Annotated in this window: 23 protein-coding genes; 4 read left to right on the top strand and 19 right to left on the bottom strand. The window is 63.8% G+C overall.

The features are described 5' to 3' along the window. Position 1 precedes the first annotated feature (1 nt). The 5 genes from A3K89_RS21680 to aztB form a co-directional block, all read right to left on the bottom strand. Positions 2–1,000, bottom strand: a complete 999-nt coding sequence (locus A3K89_RS21680; protein WP_217266280.1) for an AurF N-oxygenase family protein — start codon at positions 998–1,000, stop codon at positions 2–4. 189 nt (positions 1,001–1,189) lie between these two features. Beyond that, the gene (gene aztD, locus A3K89_RS21675; protein ID WP_068430511.1) at positions 1,190–2,416 is read right to left on the bottom strand and encodes a zinc metallochaperone AztD; all 1,227 of its coding nucleotides are present in this window, start codon (positions 2,414–2,416) and stop codon (positions 1,190–1,192) included. Positions 2,417–2,554: 138 nt separating this feature from the next. Then, on the bottom strand, positions 2,555–3,454 hold the full coding sequence (gene aztC, locus A3K89_RS21670) for a zinc ABC transporter substrate-binding protein AztC (RefSeq protein ID WP_068430508.1): 900 nt from the start codon (positions 3,452–3,454) through the stop codon (positions 2,555–2,557). Next, positions 3,451–4,665 carry a hypothetical protein gene (locus A3K89_RS21665; RefSeq protein ID WP_254303625.1) on the bottom strand — a complete coding sequence of 405 codons (1,215 nt, stop codon included), beginning with the start codon at positions 4,663–4,665 and terminating at the stop codon, positions 3,451–3,453. The genes aztC and A3K89_RS21665 overlap by 4 nt, the downstream gene beginning before the upstream one ends. Before the next feature lie 294 nt (positions 4,666–4,959). Continuing rightward, positions 4,960–5,859 carry a zinc ABC transporter permease AztB gene (gene aztB / locus A3K89_RS21660; RefSeq protein ID WP_254303624.1) on the bottom strand — a complete coding sequence of 300 codons (900 nt, stop codon included), beginning with the start codon at positions 5,857–5,859 and terminating at the stop codon, positions 4,960–4,962. Between the two features lie 20 nt (positions 5,860–5,879). Here aztB and aztA point away from each other — a divergent pair, with 20 nt between their 5' ends. After that, positions 5,880–6,578, top strand: a complete 699-nt coding sequence (gene aztA / locus A3K89_RS21655; protein WP_068430505.1) for a zinc ABC transporter ATP-binding protein AztA — start codon at positions 5,880–5,882, stop codon at positions 6,576–6,578. On the opposite strand, the gene A3K89_RS21650 is transcribed toward aztA, so the two are convergent. From A3K89_RS21650 to A3K89_RS21610, 9 genes are read right to left on the bottom strand one after another with little or no spacing between them, the layout of a single operon-like run. Then, complete coding sequence (locus tag A3K89_RS21650) at positions 6,487–7,611, bottom strand: glycerol dehydrogenase (RefSeq protein ID WP_068430502.1); 1,125 nt, start codon at positions 7,609–7,611, stop codon at positions 6,487–6,489. The two genes, aztA and A3K89_RS21650, sit on opposite strands and share 92 nt — an antisense overlap. Beyond that, complete coding sequence (locus A3K89_RS21645) at positions 7,608–8,597, bottom strand: transketolase family protein (RefSeq protein ID WP_068430499.1); 990 nt, start codon at positions 8,595–8,597, stop codon at positions 7,608–7,610. Before A3K89_RS21645 ends, A3K89_RS21650 begins: the two co-directional genes overlap by 4 nt. Beyond that, positions 8,590–9,423, bottom strand: coding sequence for a transketolase (locus tag A3K89_RS21640; protein ID WP_068430496.1), 834 nt, complete (start codon positions 9,421–9,423; stop codon positions 8,590–8,592). Before A3K89_RS21640 ends, A3K89_RS21645 begins: the two co-directional genes overlap by 8 nt. A 1-nt stretch (position 9,424) precedes the next feature. Then, positions 9,425–10,210 (bottom strand): SDR family NAD(P)-dependent oxidoreductase, encoded by a 786-nt coding sequence (locus A3K89_RS21635; protein WP_084423959.1) that lies wholly within the window; start codon positions 10,208–10,210, stop codon positions 9,425–9,427. Beyond that, positions 10,207–11,622 (bottom strand): MFS transporter, encoded by a 1,416-nt coding sequence (locus tag A3K89_RS21630; protein ID WP_084423957.1) that lies wholly within the window; start codon positions 11,620–11,622, stop codon positions 10,207–10,209. The genes A3K89_RS21635 and A3K89_RS21630 overlap by 4 nt, the downstream gene beginning before the upstream one ends. Positions 11,623–11,663: 41 nt before the next feature. Beyond that, a complete protein-coding gene (locus A3K89_RS21625) occupies positions 11,664–12,329 on the bottom strand; it encodes an HAD family hydrolase (protein WP_068430492.1) in 666 nt (221 codons plus the stop codon). Then, positions 12,329–13,246, bottom strand: coding sequence for a phosphotriesterase family protein (locus A3K89_RS21620; protein WP_068430488.1), 918 nt, complete (start codon positions 13,244–13,246; stop codon positions 12,329–12,331). The genes A3K89_RS21625 and A3K89_RS21620 overlap by 1 nt, the downstream gene beginning before the upstream one ends. Next, positions 13,243–14,808 carry an FGGY-family carbohydrate kinase gene (locus A3K89_RS21615; protein ID WP_254303623.1) on the bottom strand — a complete coding sequence of 522 codons (1,566 nt, stop codon included), beginning with the start codon at positions 14,806–14,808 and terminating at the stop codon, positions 13,243–13,245. The genes A3K89_RS21620 and A3K89_RS21615 overlap by 4 nt, the downstream gene beginning before the upstream one ends. Then, positions 14,801–15,313: a hypothetical protein gene (locus tag A3K89_RS21610; protein WP_068430485.1), complete on the bottom strand. Its 513-nt coding sequence runs from the start codon at positions 15,311–15,313 to the stop codon at positions 14,801–14,803. The genes A3K89_RS21615 and A3K89_RS21610 overlap by 8 nt, the downstream gene beginning before the upstream one ends. Before the next feature lie 140 nt (positions 15,314–15,453). Here A3K89_RS21610 and A3K89_RS21605 point away from each other — a divergent pair, with 140 nt between their 5' ends. After that, positions 15,454–16,248, top strand: coding sequence for an IclR family transcriptional regulator (locus tag A3K89_RS21605; protein ID WP_068430482.1), 795 nt, complete (start codon positions 15,454–15,456; stop codon positions 16,246–16,248). A 9-nt stretch (positions 16,249–16,257) separates the two neighbouring features. Here A3K89_RS21605 and A3K89_RS21600 read toward each other — a convergent pair whose 3' ends face one another. From A3K89_RS21600 to A3K89_RS21590, 3 genes are read right to left on the bottom strand one after another with little or no spacing between them, the layout of a single operon-like run. Beyond that, entirely contained in the window at positions 16,258–16,911 is a 654-nt protein-coding gene (locus A3K89_RS21600) for a SanA/YdcF family protein (RefSeq protein WP_068430479.1), read from the bottom strand. 16 nt (positions 16,912–16,927) lie between these two features. Next, the gene (locus tag A3K89_RS21595) at positions 16,928–18,430 is read right to left on the bottom strand and encodes an FAD-dependent monooxygenase (RefSeq protein ID WP_254303622.1); all 1,503 of its coding nucleotides are present in this window, start codon (positions 18,428–18,430) and stop codon (positions 16,928–16,930) included. A gap of 51 nt (positions 18,431–18,481) precedes the next feature. Next, positions 18,482–18,871 carry a PPOX class F420-dependent oxidoreductase gene (locus A3K89_RS21590; RefSeq protein ID WP_068430476.1) on the bottom strand — a complete coding sequence of 130 codons (390 nt, stop codon included), beginning with the start codon at positions 18,869–18,871 and terminating at the stop codon, positions 18,482–18,484. Between the two features lie 111 nt (positions 18,872–18,982). On the opposite strand from A3K89_RS21590, the gene A3K89_RS21585 reads away from it, so the two are divergent. Further along, the gene (locus tag A3K89_RS21585; RefSeq protein WP_068430473.1) at positions 18,983–20,605 is read left to right on the top strand and encodes a long-chain fatty acid--CoA ligase; all 1,623 of its coding nucleotides are present in this window, start codon (positions 18,983–18,985) and stop codon (positions 20,603–20,605) included. Here the strand turns inward: A3K89_RS21585 and A3K89_RS21580 are convergent. Then, entirely contained in the window at positions 20,602–20,991 is a 390-nt protein-coding gene (locus tag A3K89_RS21580) for a nucleoside triphosphate pyrophosphohydrolase (protein WP_068430470.1), read from the bottom strand. The two genes, A3K89_RS21585 and A3K89_RS21580, sit on opposite strands and share 4 nt — an antisense overlap. A gap of 18 nt (positions 20,992–21,009) precedes the next feature. On the opposite strand from A3K89_RS21580, the gene A3K89_RS21575 reads away from it, so the two are divergent. Beyond that, the gene (locus A3K89_RS21575; protein WP_068430468.1) at positions 21,010–22,152 is read left to right on the top strand and encodes an HNH endonuclease; all 1,143 of its coding nucleotides are present in this window, start codon (positions 21,010–21,012) and stop codon (positions 22,150–22,152) included. Here the strand turns inward: A3K89_RS21575 and A3K89_RS21570 are convergent. Next, positions 22,086–22,643: a dihydrofolate reductase family protein gene (locus A3K89_RS21570; protein WP_068430465.1), complete on the bottom strand. Its 558-nt coding sequence runs from the start codon at positions 22,641–22,643 to the stop codon at positions 22,086–22,088. The genes A3K89_RS21575 and A3K89_RS21570 overlap by 67 nt on opposite strands.

Below are 22,643 nucleotides of genomic sequence, written 5' to 3'. Positions count from 1 at the left end.
CTCAGTCGTGCACCGACCTGTCCGGCTCACCGCGGAACCGGGAGATCTGGCCGTCGATACGCAGCTTCTTCCACAGATACCTGGCGGTCCGGTTGGTCATTCCGATGTCGTCGACGAGCATGCGAACGTCACCGAAGTACGACTGCAACTGCTCGCTGCCGACCGGTCCGTACCAGTACGCTTCCTTCACGACGGCGCGCGGAATACCCAAGTCGGACGCCAGCTTTCGCGGCGGCGCCATGATGACGCCGGCGAGCCAGCGCATGATGATCGGCGTCGACACCGCGACGAGCCACTTGTTGAACCGCCCGAGGTTCGGGTAGTGCTGGCGCAGGAAGTGATGCGCGAAAGAGATGTGCCGCGCCTCTTCCGCGATGTGAATCTCCATGGTGCGCAGCATCGCCGGTGGGACGTCCGCACCCTGGCGGATCACCGACTTCTGCCAGTGATCGATCGGCTCCTCCCCCGCCAGGATGCCGATGAAGAACACGACGGGGAACGCTGCGCCCAGCATTCCCATCGTGGGCGACGCGAGTCGGAAATCGGTACGCATGCCGGGCACATCGGCGCCGGAGCGATTCACCAACTCCTGGAACATCTGAATGTGGTTGCACTCCTCGGTGATTTCGTGGAGGCAGTACCGAAACTCGAGTGAGTTGTTCGGCATCTTCATGATGAACTGCATCATTCCGCGGATCAGGATGCTCTCGAACGCAGACCCGACCTTCACCGAGTTGATCTGAATGTGGTGTCCGACTTCGATCTGCCGATCGATCGACAGATTCCGATACCACGACGTCCCGCCGAGCGGGTGATACTCCGGCAGCACCCACCGCGGGTCGTCCGACGTCATCTGGAACTCGTCGCTGTCCCAGTCGATGTCCAGATACGGATCGAAGTTGCGACGCACCGACCCCTCGGACAGTACGTCGAGCATTTCTCGGTAGGTCTCGACCGGCAGTCGAGTCGTGCGTCCCGTCTGGCGGGTAACCGTAACCATGAGCTGTGCACCTCATCCCGATTGCGCGTTTGCCGTGCTCACGGGCCTAGGACCCGAAAACAAGCACCATTGCTGGTAACTGAGGTTACACACACATTGTTGCCGAGGGAAGAGGTCGGGCGGCTTCGCCACCCGTGCGTGGTCGGTTGGCCCAGGGGCCAACCAACCACGCACGGGTGCGTCTGCGCACTACCCGGTGACGCCGGTCAGCTCGTTGGGTGTGTGATCGAGCTGTCCGGTCACGGCGACGGTGCCGGTGGCGAGGTCGACGGCGTGGATCTCGTTCGTCGCGGGCTCGGAGACGTACGCGGTGCCGTCCTGGACGAACAGCGCCGGACGCGGCTCCTGCCACTTCATCGGCTCTTCCCAGGCATCGACGACGGGGATGGTCTTCGTAACCGCCTTGGTGTTGACGTCGATGACGCGCAGCGCGCCGTCGGTTCCGAGAACGATGGCCTCGCCCGCCGGTCCACGTCCGAGCGAGCGGAAGGTGTAGCTGGTGCCGAGGTCGACGAGGGTGAGTTCGCCGGAGACGGTGTCGGTGAGCGAGACGCGGGTCGGGCGCTCGAGTTCGGCGTCGGGGTCGACCTTGTAGTCACCGAGCAGGACCGGCGAGTCTTCGTCGCCCGCCTGGTTTCCGATGCGTCCGTAGGCGTCGGGGCTCTGGACCTTCGTGATCGCGCCGTCGCGGTAGATCAGCAGACCGTCCTCGCAGCCGACGACGACCGTCTCGTTCGCCGCGACAGCCTCACCGTGGACACCGGGGCACTCTTCGTTGCGGACGATTTCCTTGCGGTCGGCGTCGAGCACGACGATCCCGGTGCGCTCGTCCTCGTTGCCGATCGTCGTCAGCAGCGAACCGTCCGAAAGCTCCACGGCAACACCGTGATGCGCCTCGGGCGTCGTGTAGCGCTCCGAGTCCGGCTTGGAGCCTTCGAGCAGCGCCGCAGATTCGAAGACGTCGACGTTGCCGGTGCCGTCGTCGAACAGCACGGTCTTGCCGTCGTGACGGACGACGTGACCCGGCGTGGTGGCGTCGAACTTCACGTCGGTGAGCGCCGGAGTCGACGTGTAGTACTCCGAGCCCTCGGTCCACGTTCCCGCGTCGAGAGCGGTGAAAGCGCCCGAGCCACTGACGAACACGTGTCGTCCGTCGCCTGCGGGGTTGAGCCGGGTGAAGCCGTCGATGCCGGAGATGTCCTCGACGGTCTCGAGCGTCTTCGCGTCGAGGATCAGGACGCCGCCGTCGTAGCTGGTGGCGATGCGAGGCGTTGCTGCCGAGTTCGATTGTGCTGCGGCAGTAGTTGTTTCGGTGGAGGCGTCGGAGTTCGATTCCGACGAGCACGCGGCCAACAGGGCCGCCGAGGTACCCAGCGCCACAGCTGCGCCGAGTGTACGAGATGAGCGAATTGTCATGGCATCAGAAGTACAGGGCTTCGTAAACGCATGTCAAAGGGTGTAGTGCGTACAAATGCATGTGTTGCAACGGAATTGGCGCTGCGCTCCCCGTGCGCGCGAATGTAGAGCGGGCTGTACATTCGCGCGCACGGGGCGCTAGCGGACCAACCCCTCCGCAATCGCTGCGGAATTGAAATCCATCATCTCCAGATAGGTAGGCGCTTCGGAATTCTCGTCACCGAGGGATTCTGTGAACAGCTTCACGACGCCGATCTCGATCCCCGCTTCCGACGCCATCACCTGCGCCAATCGGTCGGGCTGCGACGAATCGACGAAGATGGTCCGCACACCGGCGTCCCGTACCGTCCCCGCCAGCTCCGACAGGTCCGACGCACTCGGCGACGCCAATGTCGTGCCGCTCGGAATGACCGCACCGATCACCTCGAATCCGTAGCGATCCGCGAGATACCCGAACACGTGATGATTGGTCACCAACTTTCGACTGTCCGGCGCAATGGCGTCGAACCTCTCGGCCATCCGTGCGTCGAGTTCGACGAGCTTCGCATCGTAATCCGCCGCTGCCGCATCGACATTCACGCCGTCGACGTTGGCGTTCACTGCGTCACGAATCAACGTCACGACGCTGCGCATGCGCTCGGGGTCGGTCCAGATGTGCGGATCCTCGGCACCGGTCGACTGGCCCGTCACGTACTGGATGGGATCCGCAGCTGGCCCCGCCTCGACGACCTCGATGCCTTCCGAGCGCGCCGCATCGATCGTCTTCGCGACGCCCTCCTCCAGGCCGAGTCCGTTCACGATCATCAAGTCTGCAGATTCGACGCGTGCCGCCTCGGCGGCGGAGATCTCGAACGAGTGCGGATCCGAGTTCGGCGGCATCAGCACCATGACGTCGGCCTGGTCCCCGACGATGTTCGACGTGATATCGCCCAGAATGTTCGTGGTCACCACGATCGTCGGTTTGCCCGACGCCCCGGCATCGGAACAGCCCGCGAGAACAGCCAGCAGCGGAAGTGCCAGCAGCATCAGCTTTTTCATGCGCCGACGACTCCGATCGAACCGGGCGAGTACTCGAAGTCGAACGTGCGCGCGACGCGTCCGCCGTCACGGTAGTCGATCTCGACGACAGCGTTCGCAGCCGGATCCGACACGTACGCACGGGTTCCGGCGACGACGATCGCCGGCGAGTCGTCCTCGCCGACGGGCCCCGCCAGCACCGGCGTCGACGACAGTTCCGCCCCGGTCACCGCATCGAACGTCCGGAAAGTGCCGTCGGTCTGCAGCGACAGCACCGTCTTGCCATCGCTCGACATGCCCGACGCCACAGCCTCGTCCGCGGTCCGGGCCTCGACCCACTGTCCCGAGCGGGTGTCGAGGACGAGGACGCCCGTCGCAGTGGGTGCGGCGACGAGCGCGCCACGCGATCCATGTTCCACCGACCAGGCACGCTCGGCGTTCGGCGGGTACGGGAACTTGGTCGTCGCGAAGTCGGCCGTCGCGTCGACCTTCAGAATTCCGTCCTCACATGCGACGACGAAGTAGTTCGAGAACACCGCCTCGCCGTGCATCTCGGGGCAGGCCCCCTCGAGCGCTCTCACGAGCTCGCCCGAGCCGTCGCGCAATTCGAAGCCGTTCGGCAAATCTTCCTCGGTTCCGCCCGTCGACACGACGAAGTGGTCCGACAGTGGGACAGCGATGCCGTGATGCGGCGCGCTCTCGATGGTCGTCGCGACTGTGGACTCGCCCTTGCTCAACGAGTCGAAGTCGACGACGTCCGCCTTGCCCGAGCCGTCGAAGAACACCGACACCTTCCGATCGCCGGCGATGACGTGGGCAGGTTCGTTCCCGTCCAGCGAGCCGATCTCGACGGGATCCTTGATGTACGAGTGCGAGTGGTCGCCGTGTTCGATGGTCCACGATCCCGGATCGAGCACCGACGCCTTCTTCTCGTCCGTCGCGACGACGTAACGTCCGTTGATCGTCGTGATGCGCGACGCGTCCTCGACGTCGAACGAATGCAGCGGTTCCTCCGTCGCGAGGTCGAGCACATCTATGCGACCGGAGTCGGCGTCGGCTACCACGAGTCGCGGCTCGGCCCCCTCGACCTCGGTCGACCCGGCTTCCGCAGCCAGGTCGCTGCCAGCTCGCGCGGTTCCGGTCTCCTCTGCAACCGGTTCGGTCGGCTCTTCACTACTGCACCCAGCAACCGTCAGCGCCACGACGCCGACAGCCAGAACAATTTTCCGCACAGAATCTCCAGACAGATATGACAACGATTGTCATTACGGTAAACCATGTGAGTGCCCCGGTTCGACCGAGGGCGTCCTTCGCTCACTCAGAGTGACCGAATGCGTCCCTCGCTCAGCTCGGCCGGCGGCCCGGTTCGGACCGAGGGCGCCCCTCGCTCACTCAGAGTGACCGAATGCGTCCCTCGCTCAGCTCGGCCGGCGGCCGGGTTCGGACCGAGGGCGACCTTCGCTCACTCAGAGTGACCGAATGCGTCCCTCGCTCAGCCCGCGCCCACGTACTAGCGAAGGCGCCCCTCAGTCACTCAGAGTGACCGTCTGTGACATTCGGTCACCACCCGACATCCGGTCACCACCCGACGCCCGCTCACCACCCGAGCCCCGCGCACCAACTACCGCCCGCACCCCCGCGACCAGGAAGAACTGCAACACGGCCAACCCTGCGATCGTGGCGCCCGCGGCGGTGTTGGCGTGCCACGACACGAGGAGCCCCACGACCACTGCCGACCATCCGAACAACGTGGCCAGGATCATCGACGGCACGATCGACCGCCCGAACAAGTACGCCGTCGCCGACGGTGCCACCAACAGCCCGAAGACCAGCAACGTCCCGACGATCCGGAACGACGCCACCACTGCCAGCACCACCAACGCCAGCAGCACCACATGCGCCAACCGCGGTCGGAATCCGAACGTCTGGGCCTTCCGCTCGTCGAACACCAGCGCCACGAACGGCCGGTAGGCGACGACCGACACCACCAGCGCAACCAGAGCCGCAACCGCGAGAAACACGAGGTCCGCGTATGTCGCCGACAGCACATCACCGAACAGGAACGACGTCAGGTCCACCGCGAACGACCGTGCACGAGACACGATCACGACCCCGAGCGCGAGCATGCCGACGAACAGCAACCCGATGCCCGTGTCCTCCGACAGCCGCGAGTGTCGCGATACCCACGCCACTCCTCCGATCATCACGACGGCACTCACTGCCGCACCGATCAGCAGGTTCGCACTCATCAGGTACGCGATCGCGACGCCCGGCAGCATGCCGTGCGATACCGCATCGCTGAGAAAAGCCATGCCGCGCAACACGACCCAGGTTCCCACCAACGCACACAAGATCGATACGAGCATGCCTGCCCACAGGGCGCGCTGCACGAACGAGACAGCGAAGGGGTCGAGTAGCCAATCCACATCCAGCACCATATGCGACAATGGTTGTCATGAACGAATCGGTGACCGTCCGCAACCTGTCCGTCCGGTACGGCAACACCACCGCGCTGCACGACGTCACCGCATCGTTCGGGCCCGGCACGGTCACCGCACTCGTCGGGCACAACGGATCCGGCAAATCGACGCTGCTGCAATCACTTGCGGGGATCGTCACGCCCTCACACGGCACCGTCGACACTCACCGATGTTCCGTCGCCTACGTCCCCCAACGCTCCGACGTGAACGACCGCATGGCCATCACCGTCGGCGAGGTGGTTGCCATGGGCACTTGGCCGCGACGCGGCATCCTCGGACGGGCCACGAAGCAAGATCGACAAGCAGTCGACGACGCCATCGCGCGCCTGAAGTTGACCGAACTCCGGTCACGCCGGTTGTCGACGCTCTCCGGTGGCCAACGTCAACGAGCGCTCCTCGCGCAGGCACTCGTCGAACGAGGTGATCTCGTCCTGCTCGACGAACCCACCACCGGTCTCGACGCCGAGGCCCGCGACATCATCGACGGCGTCGTCGACGACGAGGCGGCCAGGGGCGCCGTCGTCGTCATGGCAACGCATGACCTCGACGACGCCCAACGGGCGCACACCACCATCACGCTCGGGCGCGGGGAGGTTCTTTCGGTGCACGCTCCAGAGCACGAGCCTCGACGGTCTCGATCGCTGCAACGAGTGTCTCGACAGTAACCTCGGCGATCGTGTTGCGGATGTGGGGAGCAGACATGGCGGCGACTGCGAGTTCGCGAATCTCGTCGGGCGTTGCGTCGTGCATCCCCATGTCGGCCAACGACGTCGGCAACTGCACTGCCGACAACAAGTCCGTCACTTCACCGACCACGTCGTCGTGGTGACGCTCCAGCGCGAGCTGTACGAGTAGTCCGTAGGCGACGTGATACCCGTGTAGCACCGACCGAGTTCCCCTACCTGCCATGAGCCCCCTGGTCATGCAGTGCGCTATCGACAGCCCCCCGTTCTCGTACCCGATCCCGGACAGCAACACGACCGCCTCGACCACCGATTCGACAGCAGGGGTGAGTTCGTCGTTCTCGACAGCTTTCACGGCGTCGACCGCATGTGTCGCGAGCATGTCGTAACAGCCGGCCGTGACGATGCTTCCGATGTCCAGCGGCCGGGTTCCCTGCATCGTGTTTCCGGTCCCGAGTCTGCACGCGTCGGCCTCGAACTTCTTCGCCACGGCGTCGCCGATGCCGGATATCAGGAACTGGACGGGAGCACGTGCGATCAGCGCGGTATCGACCACCACGCAACTCGGATTGAACTCCAGGTTGCCGACTTCGCACAGCACATGACTCTCGTTGTATATCGCCAAGATCCGCGCGGTCGGCCCGTCGTTGGAAGCGATGGTCGGGCAGGTGACCATTTCCGCGCCCAGATCGATGGCGATCCCCTTGGCAAGATCCAGCGCCTTGCCCCCACCGATCCCCACCACCACGTCACGCCGCCGATCTCTCACCAGGGCAGCATGTTCGGCGATGTTCGGCCGCGTCACATCACCGGAACACGTCAACACCTCGTAGTCCGTGCCACTTTCCTCGAACGACCCCGTCACGACCGAACCGAGCGTCGCAAGCACGAATTCATCGACGACGACCAATGGACGACGCCCGTGCTCGGCGACGAAACTCGCCAAGTCACGAATGACATCCGGTCCCTGAATGTACCGACGGGGCGCGCCGAACTGGCGGTAGTCGACTGTCATGCGAATGCCCAGTTACCCGTCACCACGGCGTCGGTGATCGCATCCTGGTCGAGACCGAAGGCCTTCTCGTTGTAGGCCTGAGACCCGCAGGGATGGAATCGGTCGTGCAGACCGATGCGCGTGACGGGAACAGCAATACCGCGATCGTGCACCACTTCGATCACCGCAGTCCCCAATCCGCCTGCGCGCAATCCGTTCTCGACCACCACCACGCGTCCGACCGACGAGGCGATGTCGACGATCGCCTGCTCGTCCAACGGCTTGATCGTCGGCACGTGCAGAACCGCGGCCGACACACCGAGGTCTCGGGCGGTATCCGACGCCTTCATCGCTCGTTCCGTCATGAACCCGGTGCTGATGACTGCGACATCCGTTCCTTCGCGAACCCGCCGCGCCTTGCCGACGACGAACTCGAAATCGGACTCGTCGAACACCACGGGCACCTTGCCGCGCAGATTTCGGATGTAGAAGGTGCCAGGAGTTGCCGCCGCCGCACGCACTGCGTGTCGCAATTCGACGGCGTCGCACGGGTCGATCACCGTGAGGTCGGGGACGCTGCGCATCACGACCAAGTCCTCCAGCGACTGGTGCGTCGCGCCGTACGGGTTCACCAATCCTGGTGATCCCGCGACGATTTTGACGTTTGCCTTGCTGTGCGCGCACGCGATAGCGATGAAGTCCAGCGCACGTCTGGACAGGAACGCCGCGTAGGTGGCGCAGAACGCGGTCTTTCCTACCTTCGCCAGTCCGGCAGCCATCATGACTGCACTCTGTTCGGCGACACCGGCATTGAAATAACGCTCGGGGTACGCCTTCATGAACGGGACGATGTCGGAGTACTTCGACATGTCGGCGCTGAGTCCGACGATCGACGGATTCGTCTTCGCCAGTTCGACGAGCTCGTTGCCGAACGGCGCTGTCTCGTACGGCCCTTGTACCTCGGCGATTTCACCCATGCCTCCGGCACGGTTCAGCAGATCAGGCATGGTTGTTCTCCAACTCTTCGATGAGCGACGCCCATTCACCCGGTTCGACGCGTACGAAGTGCGCGCGTTCTCTGGCGACCAATGTCGGTACGCCGTGCCCTGGGGTGGTGCGCGCGATGATCACTTTCGGACGGTCGGTGACGCTGTCGAGGCGATCGAAGGCCGTGCACAATGCATCGACATCATTGCCGTCGACTTCCTCGACCACCCAACCGAACGACGCCCACTTGTCCGCGACCGGTTCCATGTCGAGCACCATCGGACCGTCCGCCTGTATGCCGTTGCAGTCGACCACCGCGGTGAGGTTCGCGCACCGAAAGCTCGCAGCCGACATCGCGGCCTCCCACGTCGACCCTTCCTGTAGCTCCCCGTCGGACAGTTCGACGATCACCTTCGAATCCCGACCGTCGAGCCTGAGCCCCAGGGCCATCCCGACGCCTTGGCCGAGACCATGCCCCAACGAACCACCGGTGATCTCGACACCCGGTGTTTCGTCGAATGTGCTCATCGGCAGGTCACTGCCGTTGAGCCCGTAGGTCGCGATGTCGTCGTCGTCGAGAATTCCGAGTTCCGCCAAGACTGCGTAGAGCGCGACGGAGTAGTGCCCGGTCGACAGCACGAAACGGTCGCGGTCCACCCATTCGGGATCGGCCGCGTCGAACCGCAACTGCCGGAAGTAGACGACCGCAAGCACATCTGCGATGCCCAACCCCTGGGCGATGTATCCCTCGCCTTTGTCCGCCGCCATATGCATCATTCGACGCCTCAGCGCAAAACTTCTGTCGCGCAACTGTTCCGGCGCAACAGCCGTCGTGAGAACTGTCATGTCACGCAACCTCGTCCTTGTAGCTGTTGTCAGTGTGGAATGTTCCGTCGATGGTGATGCCACCATCCACTTCGAGTACGACACCGGTCACGAACGACGCATCGGCGGACACCAGGAAGGAAATTGCCGACGCCACCTCCTCGGGCCGTCCGAAGCGCATCAACGGCGTTCGCATCAGGATCCGGTCGCGGTCGAGTGTGCCGCTTGCAATGCCCGACTGCATCATGCCGGTATCCATGTATCCGGGAGCGACGGCGTTGACACGAATGCCCCGTCTCCCCCACTCCGCAGCCAAGGTCCGTGTCATTCCGACCACCCCGGTCTTCGCAGTGCTGTACGCCAACCGATGCGGCAATCCGAAGGTCGACCCCACCGACGCCAGGTTGACGATCGCAGGCGCCGAGGATTCGAGCAGTCTCGGGAATGCCGCCCTGCTGCACCGCATGGCACCACCGAGGTGAACGGACAGCTCGCGTTCCCAGCGATCGGACTCGGTGTCCTCTGCGTGGGATCTCGAAATGATGCCCGCATTGTTGACCAGTACATCCAGGCCGCCGCCGACCGAATCGACCACGGCGAAACAGTCTCGCACCGAGGAATCGTCGGTCACGTCGATAGCTACCGCTGTAGCGGCAATACCCGCGGCCGTGAGCTTTTCGACGGACTCGTCGGCGCGGTCTCGAACGATATCGGCGACGATCACGTGAAAACCGTCTTCTCCCAGCCTTGTCGCGGTCGAGAGTCCGAGTCCCTGCGCACCTCCCGTGATCAGTGCGGTGCGCATCATCGAGCCTGCCCTTCGAGCGGCTTGCCGATCTGGGCCTCGGCTTCGAGTGCGACGGCGTCACCCTCGTCGAACGGCTCCCACATGATGGCTCGGCAGATGACGACACCGATGAGTGGGACGATCGCGAAGATCGTGATGGTAGTGGACAATCCGTACGCGTCGACCATGTTCGGGAACGCGTAGAGACCGACGATGCCGCCGAGACTCTGTGACACGGTTGCGATTTGGCCACCGCGCCCACGGAGATCACTGGGATAGGCCATGGCCGCCATGGTCAATCCCGATACACCCGGTCCGGCAGAGTGGAAGAAGATGAACATCGCCGGCACCAGGAACATCAACGCGGTGGGCAGAGAATCGAAGAAGACGCCGAGCACCAGGATCATGGCCGCGACTGCCAGGAAGCCGTACATTGCTGCGCCGTGCGCGCCGAGCTTACGTGCCACCCAGATGGATGCGATGCCGCCGATGATGCCGAAGATGTTGAACACCAACGATCCGAAGATCGCTTCTCCGAATCCGCCCCCGAAGAGCGTCAACGCGATGACCGGCAAGTAGTAGGCAACGGCGTAGTACTGCAACGCCTGCATCGCGGTGACGCCGTTGGCCAGAATCGTCCGTCGACGGTAGGTCTTGCTGAACAAATCGGACCACTTGCCGGTGTCCGTGCGCTGATCGTCCGCCGCGAGTACTCCCGACGACGGAAACACCGGCTGAATCTCGTAGACCTGATTCAGAGATTTCTCGAGTCGACCGAGGTCGTTCTTCTCCGCGAGCCAGCGTGGGCTCTCGGGCATGAAGAAGATCTGGCCGACGGTGACGATGATCGCGAACACTGCCGCGGCTGCGAGTGACCAGCGCCAGATGTTCAGACCCAGGTCGAAGTTGTAGAGCCCGAGTACGACGAGCAGCGCGAAGGAACTGGAGATGTACCACTGGGCCTGCCAGAAGTTCAGGAGGTGGCGTCGCAGCTTCGGGAGGAACTCGGCCAGGTACGCCATCGCCACGCCGAGATCGATGCCGTACGCGGCGCCGGCCAGGCATCGGCCGAGGACGAGTATCAGGAAGTCCGGCGCGGTGGCCATGATGGCGAGCGCTATGACGGCAACGATCTTGGCCACCACCATCAACTTGACCCGACCGAAACGGTCCGCAAGAAAGCCGCAGGTCAATGCGGCGATGAGAGTAGCGATGTACCCGTAGGAGCTGACCAGGCCCACTTCGTTCGCACTGAGACCGAGCTGTTCGGTCATCGGGCTCGTACCGGCGCTGAGGACCGCGAGATAGAAGGCCTCGAACGCGATGCCGCCCAATCCGAGGAGCAGCAGCAGTTTGTGGCGACGCGTTCGGATGTCTTCGAGGTCGATCAGATCGTTGATGTCCCGAACCGAATTGATCGTCAGAGATCGCATATCGGATTCCGTTCTGTCACAACCTCATCGGTTGTGTCCGATTAGTGGAGAGGAAGGGAGGAGGTGAGAATGCCCAAAGCGTCGAGAGGTGTCTCGAGCGAGAGGTCGGGCGCGTGCGGAGACAGAAGCTCCGCGCCGTAGTATCCGTAGTTCGCGCCCGCAGTGCGCACGCCGGCGGCTCTTCCGGCGAGAATGTCCTGCGGGCCGTCACCGACGTACCAGGATCCGGCGATATCGATGTGCGATCGTTCGATACCGATTCGGATCGGCGTGGGGTCGGGCTTGCGTTGGACCGAATCATCCGCTGTGACAATGCAACTGAGCAAAGCCGGGTCGATGCCCACCCATTCGAGATCGAGGAGCAATCGCTTCCGCGACTTGTTGGTCACTATACCGAATTTCGTTCCGTTGGAGGCCAATTCGGAGATCAGGTCGAAAGTTCCGTCGTAAGGCCGAACGTGCTTGTACGCGCCGCCGACGTAGTGACGTCCGTACGCGTCGACCAGCTCCGCAGCGTCGCCGTCCGACCACGTTGCGAACACTTCGATGGGCCGTGGTGCCATGAGAACGTGAACGTCCTCGAGCTCGGCGGGTAGAGGTACGCCCAGTTCTTCCTCGAAGGTCTGGCGATACGCCGCGAGAATTGCACCGCCGGAGTCGACCAACGTGCCGTCGAAGTCGAACAGAATTCCGCTGTCGTTCGACATCAGCTGGCCCGGACCGGCTCGAACGCGAAGAACTGCGCCGGGTTGACGACGAACAATTGATGAATCAGCTTGTCGTTCATGCGCGCCTGGACTCGGCGGGTCAATCCCGCGAAACCCGGTGTGCCCCCGTAGCTCGGTTGATAGCTGGGGCGTCCGAGGTCGCCGGACACCATGACCTTCGTGAATCCGTCGTCGAAAAGCCGTTCCACGAACGAAATTCGGATGTCGTCGGACGGGTATTTCGGTTTGGTCCAGTGATCGAAGCCGATCCACACACCGGTCGACGCCAGTTCGCGCACGTAGTCGTAATCGAGGTTGCGGTCGACGTGCCCGATCAGGACGCGATCAGGATCGACACCGTGTTCTTCGAAACCTGCGACCTGGACGGTGCCGAGCTTGCCTGCCTGGCAATGCGTCGAAATCGGGGCTCCCGTCGCGAGATGAGCTCGCGAGACCGCCCTCTGGACCTTTTTCTCGTCGTCGCGAATGTGGTCCGTTCGGCACGTTCCGTACTTGATGACGCCGGCGCGAAGATCGGTGCCGTCGACGCCGACGGTGACGTCGTCGATGAACCGCTGCGCCACATCGTCGACACTGTCGGCCTCGACCGAATCGGGATAGTAGACGCCCTTCTGGTAACCCGACGCCGACACCACGTGTACGTCGCTGCGGGATGCCGCGGCGAGCAGCTTGGCCGCGTTCCGACCATAGTCGGCAGTGGTCATCTCGATCAGCGCGCCGCCACCGACCGCCTCGAAGTCACCGAGCTCGGACACGGCGTTGTCCACGTTGTCCAACACCATGTCCGAGTCCTCGTTCGTCGCCCACGCAGGGGGTTTCGTGAACAAGTGTTCGTGACACAGCGTGACGCCGAGTTCTGCGGGATCGATATCTCCCAGAACGGTTCTGACGATCATTGGTTCTCCTTGTGGGAATGTGAGAAAGCGAACTGCCGAGCCCATGCAGGTGCCAGCGGCTGCAGCAGTGCGCGGTAGGTGGCGAACATGTCGTCGTACGTGCTCGCCGTAGTCGGATCGGGGTCGTAGACAGCCCCGTCGCGGACAAGTGTTGTCGTGGCGTGGGTCAAGTCGCGATAGTGGTCGACGGCGACGCCTGCGAGCATCGCGGCGCCGAGAGCGCCGGATTCGGCGACGTCGGGGACGACCATCTGCTTCTGCATGACGTCGGCGATGACTTGGCACCAGGCCGCACTGCGGGCGCCGCCGCCGGTCAGACGAATCTCCGTGATGTCCGTGGGCATTGCTTCGTAGCAGTCGCGAATGGCGAGTGCCGTGCCTTCGAGCACCGCTCGGATCAGCTGGTCGCTGGTGGTCTCGGGACCGAATCCCACGAAACTCCCCCGCGCCTGGACGTTCACGAACGGCGCCGTCGCACCTGCCGTGTTGAGGTACGGGTGAAAAATCACGCCGCCGTTGCCCGGGTGCGTTGCGGCTGCCGCCTGCTCGACGACGGACCCGAATGTTGTTGTTCCGTTCCGTATGTCGGAGGAGAGGTCACCGCAGAAGGTCTGCACGACCCAGTCGAGGCACAGAGTCCCACCGCCGGAGTTGGTGATCTGTCGCTGCCACCGGCCGTCCGGCATGAGAAAGCTGAACCCGATTCCGGGAGGGTCGAACAGCGGCTCCGCGCAGGACGTGCCGTTCATCAGACTGGTGCCGAGTGTCGTCGTCGCCTGTCCGTCGCCCTGTGCGCCGATTCCGATCATGTTCGCGGTCGCATCCCCACATCCCGCGGCGACGGCCGTTCCGACCGGGAGGCCTGTCAGCGCAGCCGCGTCGGCCGTTACTCGACCCAGCACGGCGGCACTGGGTCGAACGGGCGCGACGAAGCGCACGGCCTCGGGAATACCGAATGCGTCGAAGATGATGTCCGACGTCGTGCGGCGCGCGAGGTCACAGGGCCAGAAGGACAAGTCGGATTCCTCGGTGGAGATCACCCCGGTGAGACGGTAGTTGATGTAGTCCTTCGCCATGAACACGGTGGAGATGCGTGCGTAGCGTTCCGGGTCGTGCTCCTTCATCCACGCAAGCAGCGGGTACGGCATGCCGGGGATCATCGCGTTGCCGCCCAGGGCGTAGAGCACGCCCTCGGCGTCGCGGCCGATGACATCGTCGAGCACGTCCGTTGCGCGCGCATCCGGCCAACAGATGGCGTTACCGACCGCAGTACCCTCGTCGTCCAACGCCCACAACCCACCCATGTGCCCGGTGACACCGACACCGAGGTACTGGGTGTCCCGAGGTAGCCGTCCCACGACGTCTGCGATCGTTGCCGCCGTTGTCTGCCATGTCTTTTCACATTCTTCTTCGTGACGGTCACTCCCCGCTCGAACAGACGGTGTCGGACACCCGGATTCGGCGAGTAGTTCACCGGAGAACGCGTCGACCGCAATCGTCTTGATTGAACTGGTCCCCTTGTCGACTCCGATGAGCACCGTGGGTGCGGACAGCTCACCCACGACACACCACCTGAGCAACATCGCCCAGAGCGGGACGCATGGAATTCACGAAGGGCCGCCTGTCCCCGGATTCGAGAAAGCGAACGACGGACCCGGCAGTCACGTGCTCGCAGTGCACGGTGAACGTCGCGATCCCCAAGCGCGTCACCTCGGCGATCACGGCGTGGCAGCACGCTTCCCACACCGCTCCCAGTACCTCGTCGATCGTCGTCTTGTACGACGCCCCGACGAGAATGCCGAGCGCAGTCGCGTCCGGAACCCGGTAGGAAAGCGGGGACGTTCCACGAAGATGGTCCGCGACCAGGCTGCGAATCCTTGCATCGTCGTAGCTCGACGGCGCGAAACGCCGCACGACGGAATCGAACTCCGCGAGACCGGTGCCCGCGATGGACTCGACGATCGATCCATCTCGGACACAGTCGAACTGGGCAGCCTCGCCCACAGTGATGTGCCATCCGTCGACCCGTTCGATCATGGAATCCGGTACCTGCGAAACGGCTGTCATGTTGCTCCTCGGTGAGCGTCGCCCACAGGAGTGGGCGGAAGACCTTGCATGTTGTCCGGAATCCGGATAGCCTGTCCGGAATCCGAGAGAACGGTCTCACAGGGCCGTCGAAGTGTCAACGGTCACACCGAGGAAGTCCGATGCCTGCTATCCCCGAGCTCGAGATCGATCCGAAGAATCACATTGCGTCGGTCGTCAAAGCGACCCGCATTCTCGAGGCGTTCGACCGCGAATCCCCCGAACTCTCCATCAACGAACTGGTGAAACGGTGCGGCTACACGCGCACGACGACGCATCGGGTACTCGCGACACTCGAGCTCACCGGCTGGCTCGAACGAACGTCGACGGGCGACTACAAGATGACACTGCGCGTCTTCGAACTCGCGTCCAGTGTTCTCGGCAGCTTCGACCTCCGCACCGAAGCCAGTCATGTGATGTCCGATCTGGCAGCGCGCTTCGACGAGAACGTGTACCTCGTCGTACCGGACGGCACGAGAGCGGTCTGCCTGGACCTCATCGAAAGCAGTCGTCCCGTACGCGTCATGTCGCTGTCCGTCGGCAGATCTCTCCCGCTGTTCATCGGCGGCGCGCCCGTGGCGTTGCTCGCCGAACTCGAGGACACGTTGCTGCCGCGACTGCTCTCATCGGGACCACTCACGACGCCGCTGGGACAGGACGTCGACGAACCGACGCTCCGCCGGATCCTCGCCGACACCCGTGCCCGCGGCTACGCGATCAGCCTCGAGGACGTCACCCCGGGGGTCGCGGCTCTGGGCGCCTGCATCTTCGACCGCGCGCGGCGACCGGTCGCTGCGTTGAGTTTCGGAGGGTTCCTCTCCAACTTCGAGCAGCCCCGTAGGACGGAGTTGGCCGAGGCTTTGGTCGACGGCGCCCTGACCATCTCTCGGCGACTCGGATTTCAAGACCGCGCGTGAGGTAGCGTTCTAGCGCACCGCCACGCGCAACGACTCGTCTGGCTCCGACACCACTGCCGGAGGCCTTCCCGACAGCAGGTCCAGCGCAACTTTGGGGCGCGCCAGCAATTCTCGCGCGTAGTTGCGCCATTCCGGCAGCCATCCGCATTCGCAGCCGGCGGTGACTCCGTCGGCGTCGATTCCCACGTCGCGGCACAGCGCGACGGCCCGCGACACGTGCAACGGCTGGCTGACGACCAACGCCTTGGTGACGCCGAACGTCGTCGCGGCCCGGACACACGAGTCGTACGTGTCGATTCCGTAGTCGTCACTCACGATGATGCCTCGGTCGATTCCGGCGTCGACCAGATACTCGGTCATGGCGTCGATTTCGTTGCCCGATATGCCGTCCCGGTTCCCGCTGACCAGAATTGCCTTGGCCTTGCCGGACTCCACCAACGCGATCGCCGCGTCGAGTCGCCCGGACAGGAATCCGCCCGGCTTGCCGCCGTGCACCACGGCACCGAGCACGATGACCACCGGAGCTTCCGGCGCGTCGGCCACATCGTGCACACGTCCGGATGCCGCATGCGCGACCCACGCCGTCGACGCAGCGATGACGGCAACGGCAAGCGCAACCAGTACGCCTACGACCTGAACGAGCCTGCGCCGAAACTTTCTCACCCACGCGAGAATACCGTCAGACCGGTTCGGGCTCCGTCGTCGACAACGCCAGCGCCGACTCGATGGCCGCGACATCATCCACCCGCGTCACCGTTGCGATGTATCCGTCGGGTCGGATGACGACGATGCCGCCGTGCTCCTGCAGACCGTATCGCTCGGCGATCTCGTCGTCCCACACTGCTACTGCCGTCGTACCGGGTATCGAAATCGGTTGCGTGTCAGCCTTCACGACGAGCAGAACATGGTCCGACGGCCGTGCTCGACGCGTTTTCACGAGGTACGGCCACAACTCGGTCCCCACCACTGCGGGCGCGGCCTCCCCCGCCTTCACTCGCGCATGCAGGCCCTTCCGAACGATCGGGCTGTGCACGTACGAAATCGAGTATTCCTCCATCTCGTCGGCAATGCGCCGCTGCGCGAATCGCTCACCTCCGACGACGTGCACGAGCCGATTGCGCACGCCCCGTGCAACTTTCGACGTCATCGTGGCGCCATGTGTGATCAGCGTCGTCTCGCCGATGACGTGCGCAGCGACGGGGTGGCGTTCGTCGTGGTAGCTGTCGAGCAATTTCTCCGACGCCGTATCCATCACTGCTGCAGCAAGTTTCCAACCGAGATTGAATGCGTCTTGCATGCCCGTGTTCATGCCTTGCCCACCCGCTGGGCTGTGCACGTGTGCCGCGTCGCCGGCGAGGAACACTCGGCCGGTTCGATACCGCGAGACCTGCGCGTGATGGATCTCGAACGTCGTCAGCCATCGCGGTGAGCGGAGCTGGGCGCCGAGACCACGCTCGTCGCACACCTGCTGTAGCCACTCCATCGTCGCCTCACGGTCTCGATCCGCGGCGTCGATTTCGGCAATCACCCGAACACGATCACCCATCATCGGGAAGATGAGCGCCGGACCACCACCCGACGACGCGAACATGTGCATCGCCCGTCGATCCAGGTCGTAGGTCGCGTCGACGTCACCCATCAGGAACCGCTCGCCCTTGAAGGAGCCTTCCAGCTTCTGGCCGAGATGATGCCGAACGGTGCTCGACGCCCCGTCCGTCCCGGCCAGGTAGCGACACGTGATGCTGCCGGTCGACGTGAACGCCTGCACCGACGCGCCGTCCTGCGTGAAGTCGATCAGCTCGACTCCCCGCTCGATCTCGACGCCCAGCTCCCGAAGCCGGGCGGTAATAATGCGTTCGGTTTCGGTCTGCGCCGTCGTCACCGAGAAGGGATACGGACTGTCGACGGTATCGAGCGGGACGTCGGCCAGCATTTTCCCATCGGCGTGGAAGTGCAACGCAGTGGTCCGGCGGCCGGAATCGACGATCGCGTCGACGACGCCCATCGCGTCCATCATCTCCAGGCTGCGCGCATGCACGACCACGGCTCGCGATTCGTCGGTCGGTTCGGTGCGGCGATCGATGATCCTGGTCGCGACCCCTCGGCGCGCCAACTCGACCGCCAGCACCAAACCCACCGGCCCTGCCCCCACCACCAGGACATCTGTATCGGACGACGTCATGTGCAGCATCGTGTCCGACGCCGTGGCCTCCCGCCGCCGGTCGGCCACAATTCACCCTGTGGTGATCGACAAAATCACCCGTTCCTTCCGTCCGCGGGCGATCAGCGGCTCGAGCACCTGCAGGATGCGGTATTCGAGACCGTACTTCTTCTTGATCTTCTCGGTGGCCCGATCGGCGGCATTGCCGGCGACGATGACCGCGTGCCCCTGCAGCGCGACGGCGTCGTCGGCCACCTTGCCGCGCCGGGTGCACGGCCGCAGCTCGACGCGGCCCGAGTTTCTGATGCGCTTGACCTTGCCGGTCTCGGCCGGCGTCGTGACGACCAGCGTGTCACCGTCGCGCGCGACCCACACGGGTGTCGAGACGGGCTCTCCCGACCGGCGAAAGGTGGTCAACGAAACGAAGGCCTCGTCGCCCAATGATTCCAACGATGCTGTCATGCCACAACGTTACGCACCCGGATCCACTGAAACTGCCGCCTCGTTCGTTCGGTTCCGTAGTGTGCACTCTGTGATGCGCACCACATCGAGCACCGGAGGAACAGGACGTACATGAAGAGCACGATGCAGGACACCCCTCTGTCGATCGGCCAGCTGGTCCGCTTCGGGACGACGATTCACGCCGACGCCCGGATCACCACTTGGGGTGACGACGGTCCCAGCACTGTCACTTTCGCCCAATTGGGCCGACGCGCAGCGCAACTCGCGCACGGCCTACGTTCCATCGGAATCGACGACGACCAACGCGTCGCCACGTTCATGTGGAACAACGCGGCACACATGGAGGCCTACATGGCCGTGCCCGCGATGGGGGCGGTGTTGCACACCCTCAACATCCGACTGTTCCCCGAACAGCTCGTTTACATCGCCGAGCACGCCGAAGACCGAGTGATCATCGCCGACGCCAGCCTGCTCCCCCTCCTGACGCCGTTGCTTCCCCAGATGCCGACCGTCCGCTATCTAGTTGTCGTCGGCGCCGACCCGGCGGACGTGCAGGCGCCGTCTCACATCGAGGTGCTGAACTACGATGCCCTGCTCGACGGCAAGCCCGAGGCTTTCGACTGGCCAGAGCTCGACGAAAGATCCGCCGCCGCTATGTGTTACACGTCCGGAACTACTGGCGATCCGAAGGGCGTCGTGTACTCGCATCGCTCGATCTGGTTGCACTCGATGCAGGCGTGCATGTCGGACACCATGGGACTGGCGCAGTCCGACAAGGTGCTCGCGATCGTTCCGATGTTCCACGCGATGTCGTGGGGTCTGCCGTATGCGGCGCTGATGGTCGGTGCGTCGATGATCATGCCCGACAAGTATCTGCAGCCCGCTCCCCTTGCCGACATGATCGCGACGCTGCGTCCGACGGCGGCCGCGGCGGTCCCGACCATCTGGCAGGCCCTGTATGCGCATCTCGCCGAGCACCCGGTCGACCTGTCGTGTCTGCGCGACGTGTTGGTCGGCGGAAGTGCCTGCCCCCCGTCGCTGATGCGGGCGTTCCACGAGGAGTACGGCGTACACATCACACAGGCGTGGGGCATGACCGAGACCTCGCCGGTCGGTACGTCAGGCAGGCCCGACGTCGGACTGTCGCCGGAGGAAGAGTTCGACTTGCGCTGCACGCAAGGGCGATTCATCGCTGCTGTCCGGGCGAGAATCGTCGACGACGCAGGCACCGAACTGCCCTGGGACGGAACGAGCGTCGGCGAACTCGAAGTTCGTGGGCCGTGGATCACGGGCAGCTACTACCGCAACGACGCGTCGGACAAGTTCGACGACGGGTGGCTGCGCACAGGTGACGTCGGCACCATCTCGTCACGCGGCTACCTGACGCTGACCGACCGCGCCAAGGACATCATCAAGTCCGGCGGCGAGTGGATCTCGTCGGTCGAGTTGGAGAACCACGTCATGGAACATCCCGACGTGCGTGAGGCTGCGGTCATCGGTGTCCCCGACGCAAAGTGGGACGAGCGACCGCTGGTTGCCGTCGTCGTACGCGACGGTGCGAGCATCACTGCAGACGAGCTCAAGAAGTTCCTCGACGGCCGCGTCGCGCACTGGCAGTTGCCGGAGCGGTGGACGTTCATCGACGAGGTGCCCAAGACAAGCGTCGGGAAGTACGACAAGAAGCGGCTGCGGAGCACGCACGCGGAAGGTGGGCTGACGGTCGTCGAAATTTAGTGCGGCTGCGCCGCCCGTGCGCGGAAAGTTGGGCCAGGGACCAACTTTCCGCGCACGGGTCGCGTAGCGGCCCTCCCGTGAACGGATCGTTCGAGCCACACGCGTTCGACGAACCCTCCTCGCTCGACTCGCTTCTTGTCTGCGAGAGCTTCGAGTTCAGTGACACCGAGGCCGATACTCGCTGCGAGTGCCCGCACCACTTCCAACACGTCGGCAAGCTCCTCGGGTTTGTCGGTGGTATCTGCCGCTTGGAATTCCCGTGCCTCCTCGAACAGTTTGTCGGTCAGAGCTGCCAGGTACTCATCGCCGTCGAGCACACGCACCTCCGGTCGACGACCCGACGCTTCGATGATCGACGGGATGAGATCACGAACAAGTTTGCCCATGGGAAGTAGTTTGCACGTATGACGCTTCCCCCGCCGTCCGACCCACTCGTGCTCGGTCAGCACCTCATGAACGTCCTCGACACGGGTGCCCGTACTGCGACGTACAAGCTTGCGGTGCTCGTTGCGTTGGTCGAATTCGCGGTCGAGAACGTGCCGGACGACCGAAACGCCGCAGTGCCGGTGGATTTGGACGATCTCGCCGAGCGCGTAATTCGGCTCTACTGGCGCCAAGTCAGGGATTTCGAGGGTCACTACTTAAGACAGTCCACGAACTCCACAGCAACCATTCCTGATTCTGTTCGTGACCTCGCTGTGGCTACCCGGGTAGGCGGCTCGTACGTGTCGCTCGACATTGCAGCTCAGCGACGCCCGGACCTGTTCGGCACGACGATCGAGAAGGTGAAGCGGACGCTGGTCACTCAACCGCTGTTCCGATTACAGCGTGTTCCCGGCCAGTTACACAGCGACACATTTCTTTTCGACGACAGCTGGCTGACCGACAAAGTAAGCCTGTCGAGCGTGCGCGCACACGGTAATCGCATCGTGCTCTATCCGGGCGTGTGCTTCTCGCTCGCACAGCTGTCGGGCCTGTTGAAGCCCGCGTTGATGTTGGCGTGGGTCGCGGACGTGCGTCGCAAGAATCATTTTCTCGACGAGAACGTTGCGGACCTGGAGGCGCATCTGTTCGGGAGCGACCGGGTCGGCCTGGATCGCCCGCGACGAGTGCTCATGGAGGATTTCGGCCCCACGTGCTTCTACTGCTTCACTCGCGTCACGACGGATGCACACGTCGACCATGTTCTGCCGTGGTCGCGGGTGGGAATCGACGGACTCGCGAACCTGGTCATCGCCTGTCCAGCCTGCAACTCGAGCAAGTCGCAGCTGCTACCCGACCGGTCACATGTCATTCGGGCGCTCGACCGCGGGCAAACGCGCATCGCTGCCCTCGCTTCCGAAATCAATTGGCCCGTCAATTACGAACGAGTCGTGTCTTCCGCGAGGGGGTTGTACGCAACGCAACCGGATGGTTCACCCATGTGGTTGGCGAGGAAGCAAATCACGCCGCTACGCATCGACTTCAGGTGGTTGGAGGACTACTCGGCCCCAGTTCCGAGTTTCGGTTCGTACCTGAGCGACACCGCACCCGACGCGAATTCCTGACGCCCGACGGGCACGAGATCCAGGGGCGTCTTCATCCCTTCGAACAGCGTTCGCCCGTGGCCGACGATCCGGGGATGGACGATGAACTCGTACTCGTCGATCAATCCCATCTCGGCCAACGCCGTCGGTAGAGTCACGCCGCCGACATACAGACCCTCACCGGACTGTTGTTTCAGTTGCTGCACAGTCTCTTTCAGATTTTTTCGCACCAGCTCGGAATTCCAGTCGACGCTTGTAAGCGTGTTCGACACGACATACTTCTTCTTCGCGCCGATTGCCGTGGCGAACGGCTGCGTCCACTCGGGCATCTCGGGCCCGGGTTCACGCCACGCCTCTTCCATCATCTGGTAAGTCACTCGACCGAGGATGAGCGCGTCGGCGCGGGCGATGATGTCCGCCGAGTGCTGATGCATCTCCGGATCCGGTGTCACCGCCGTGTGGTCGATGCAGCCGTCGAGCGTGACGTTGATGGAGTAGCGCAATGGTCGCAT

Origin of the sequence: Rhodococcoides kyotonense, from assembly GCF_001645385.1 — a bacterium.
Classification (GTDB): Bacteria; Actinomycetota; Actinomycetes; order Mycobacteriales; family Mycobacteriaceae; genus Rhodococcoides; species Rhodococcoides kyotonensis_B.
This window is presented reverse-complemented; position numbering and strand designations above follow the sequence as displayed.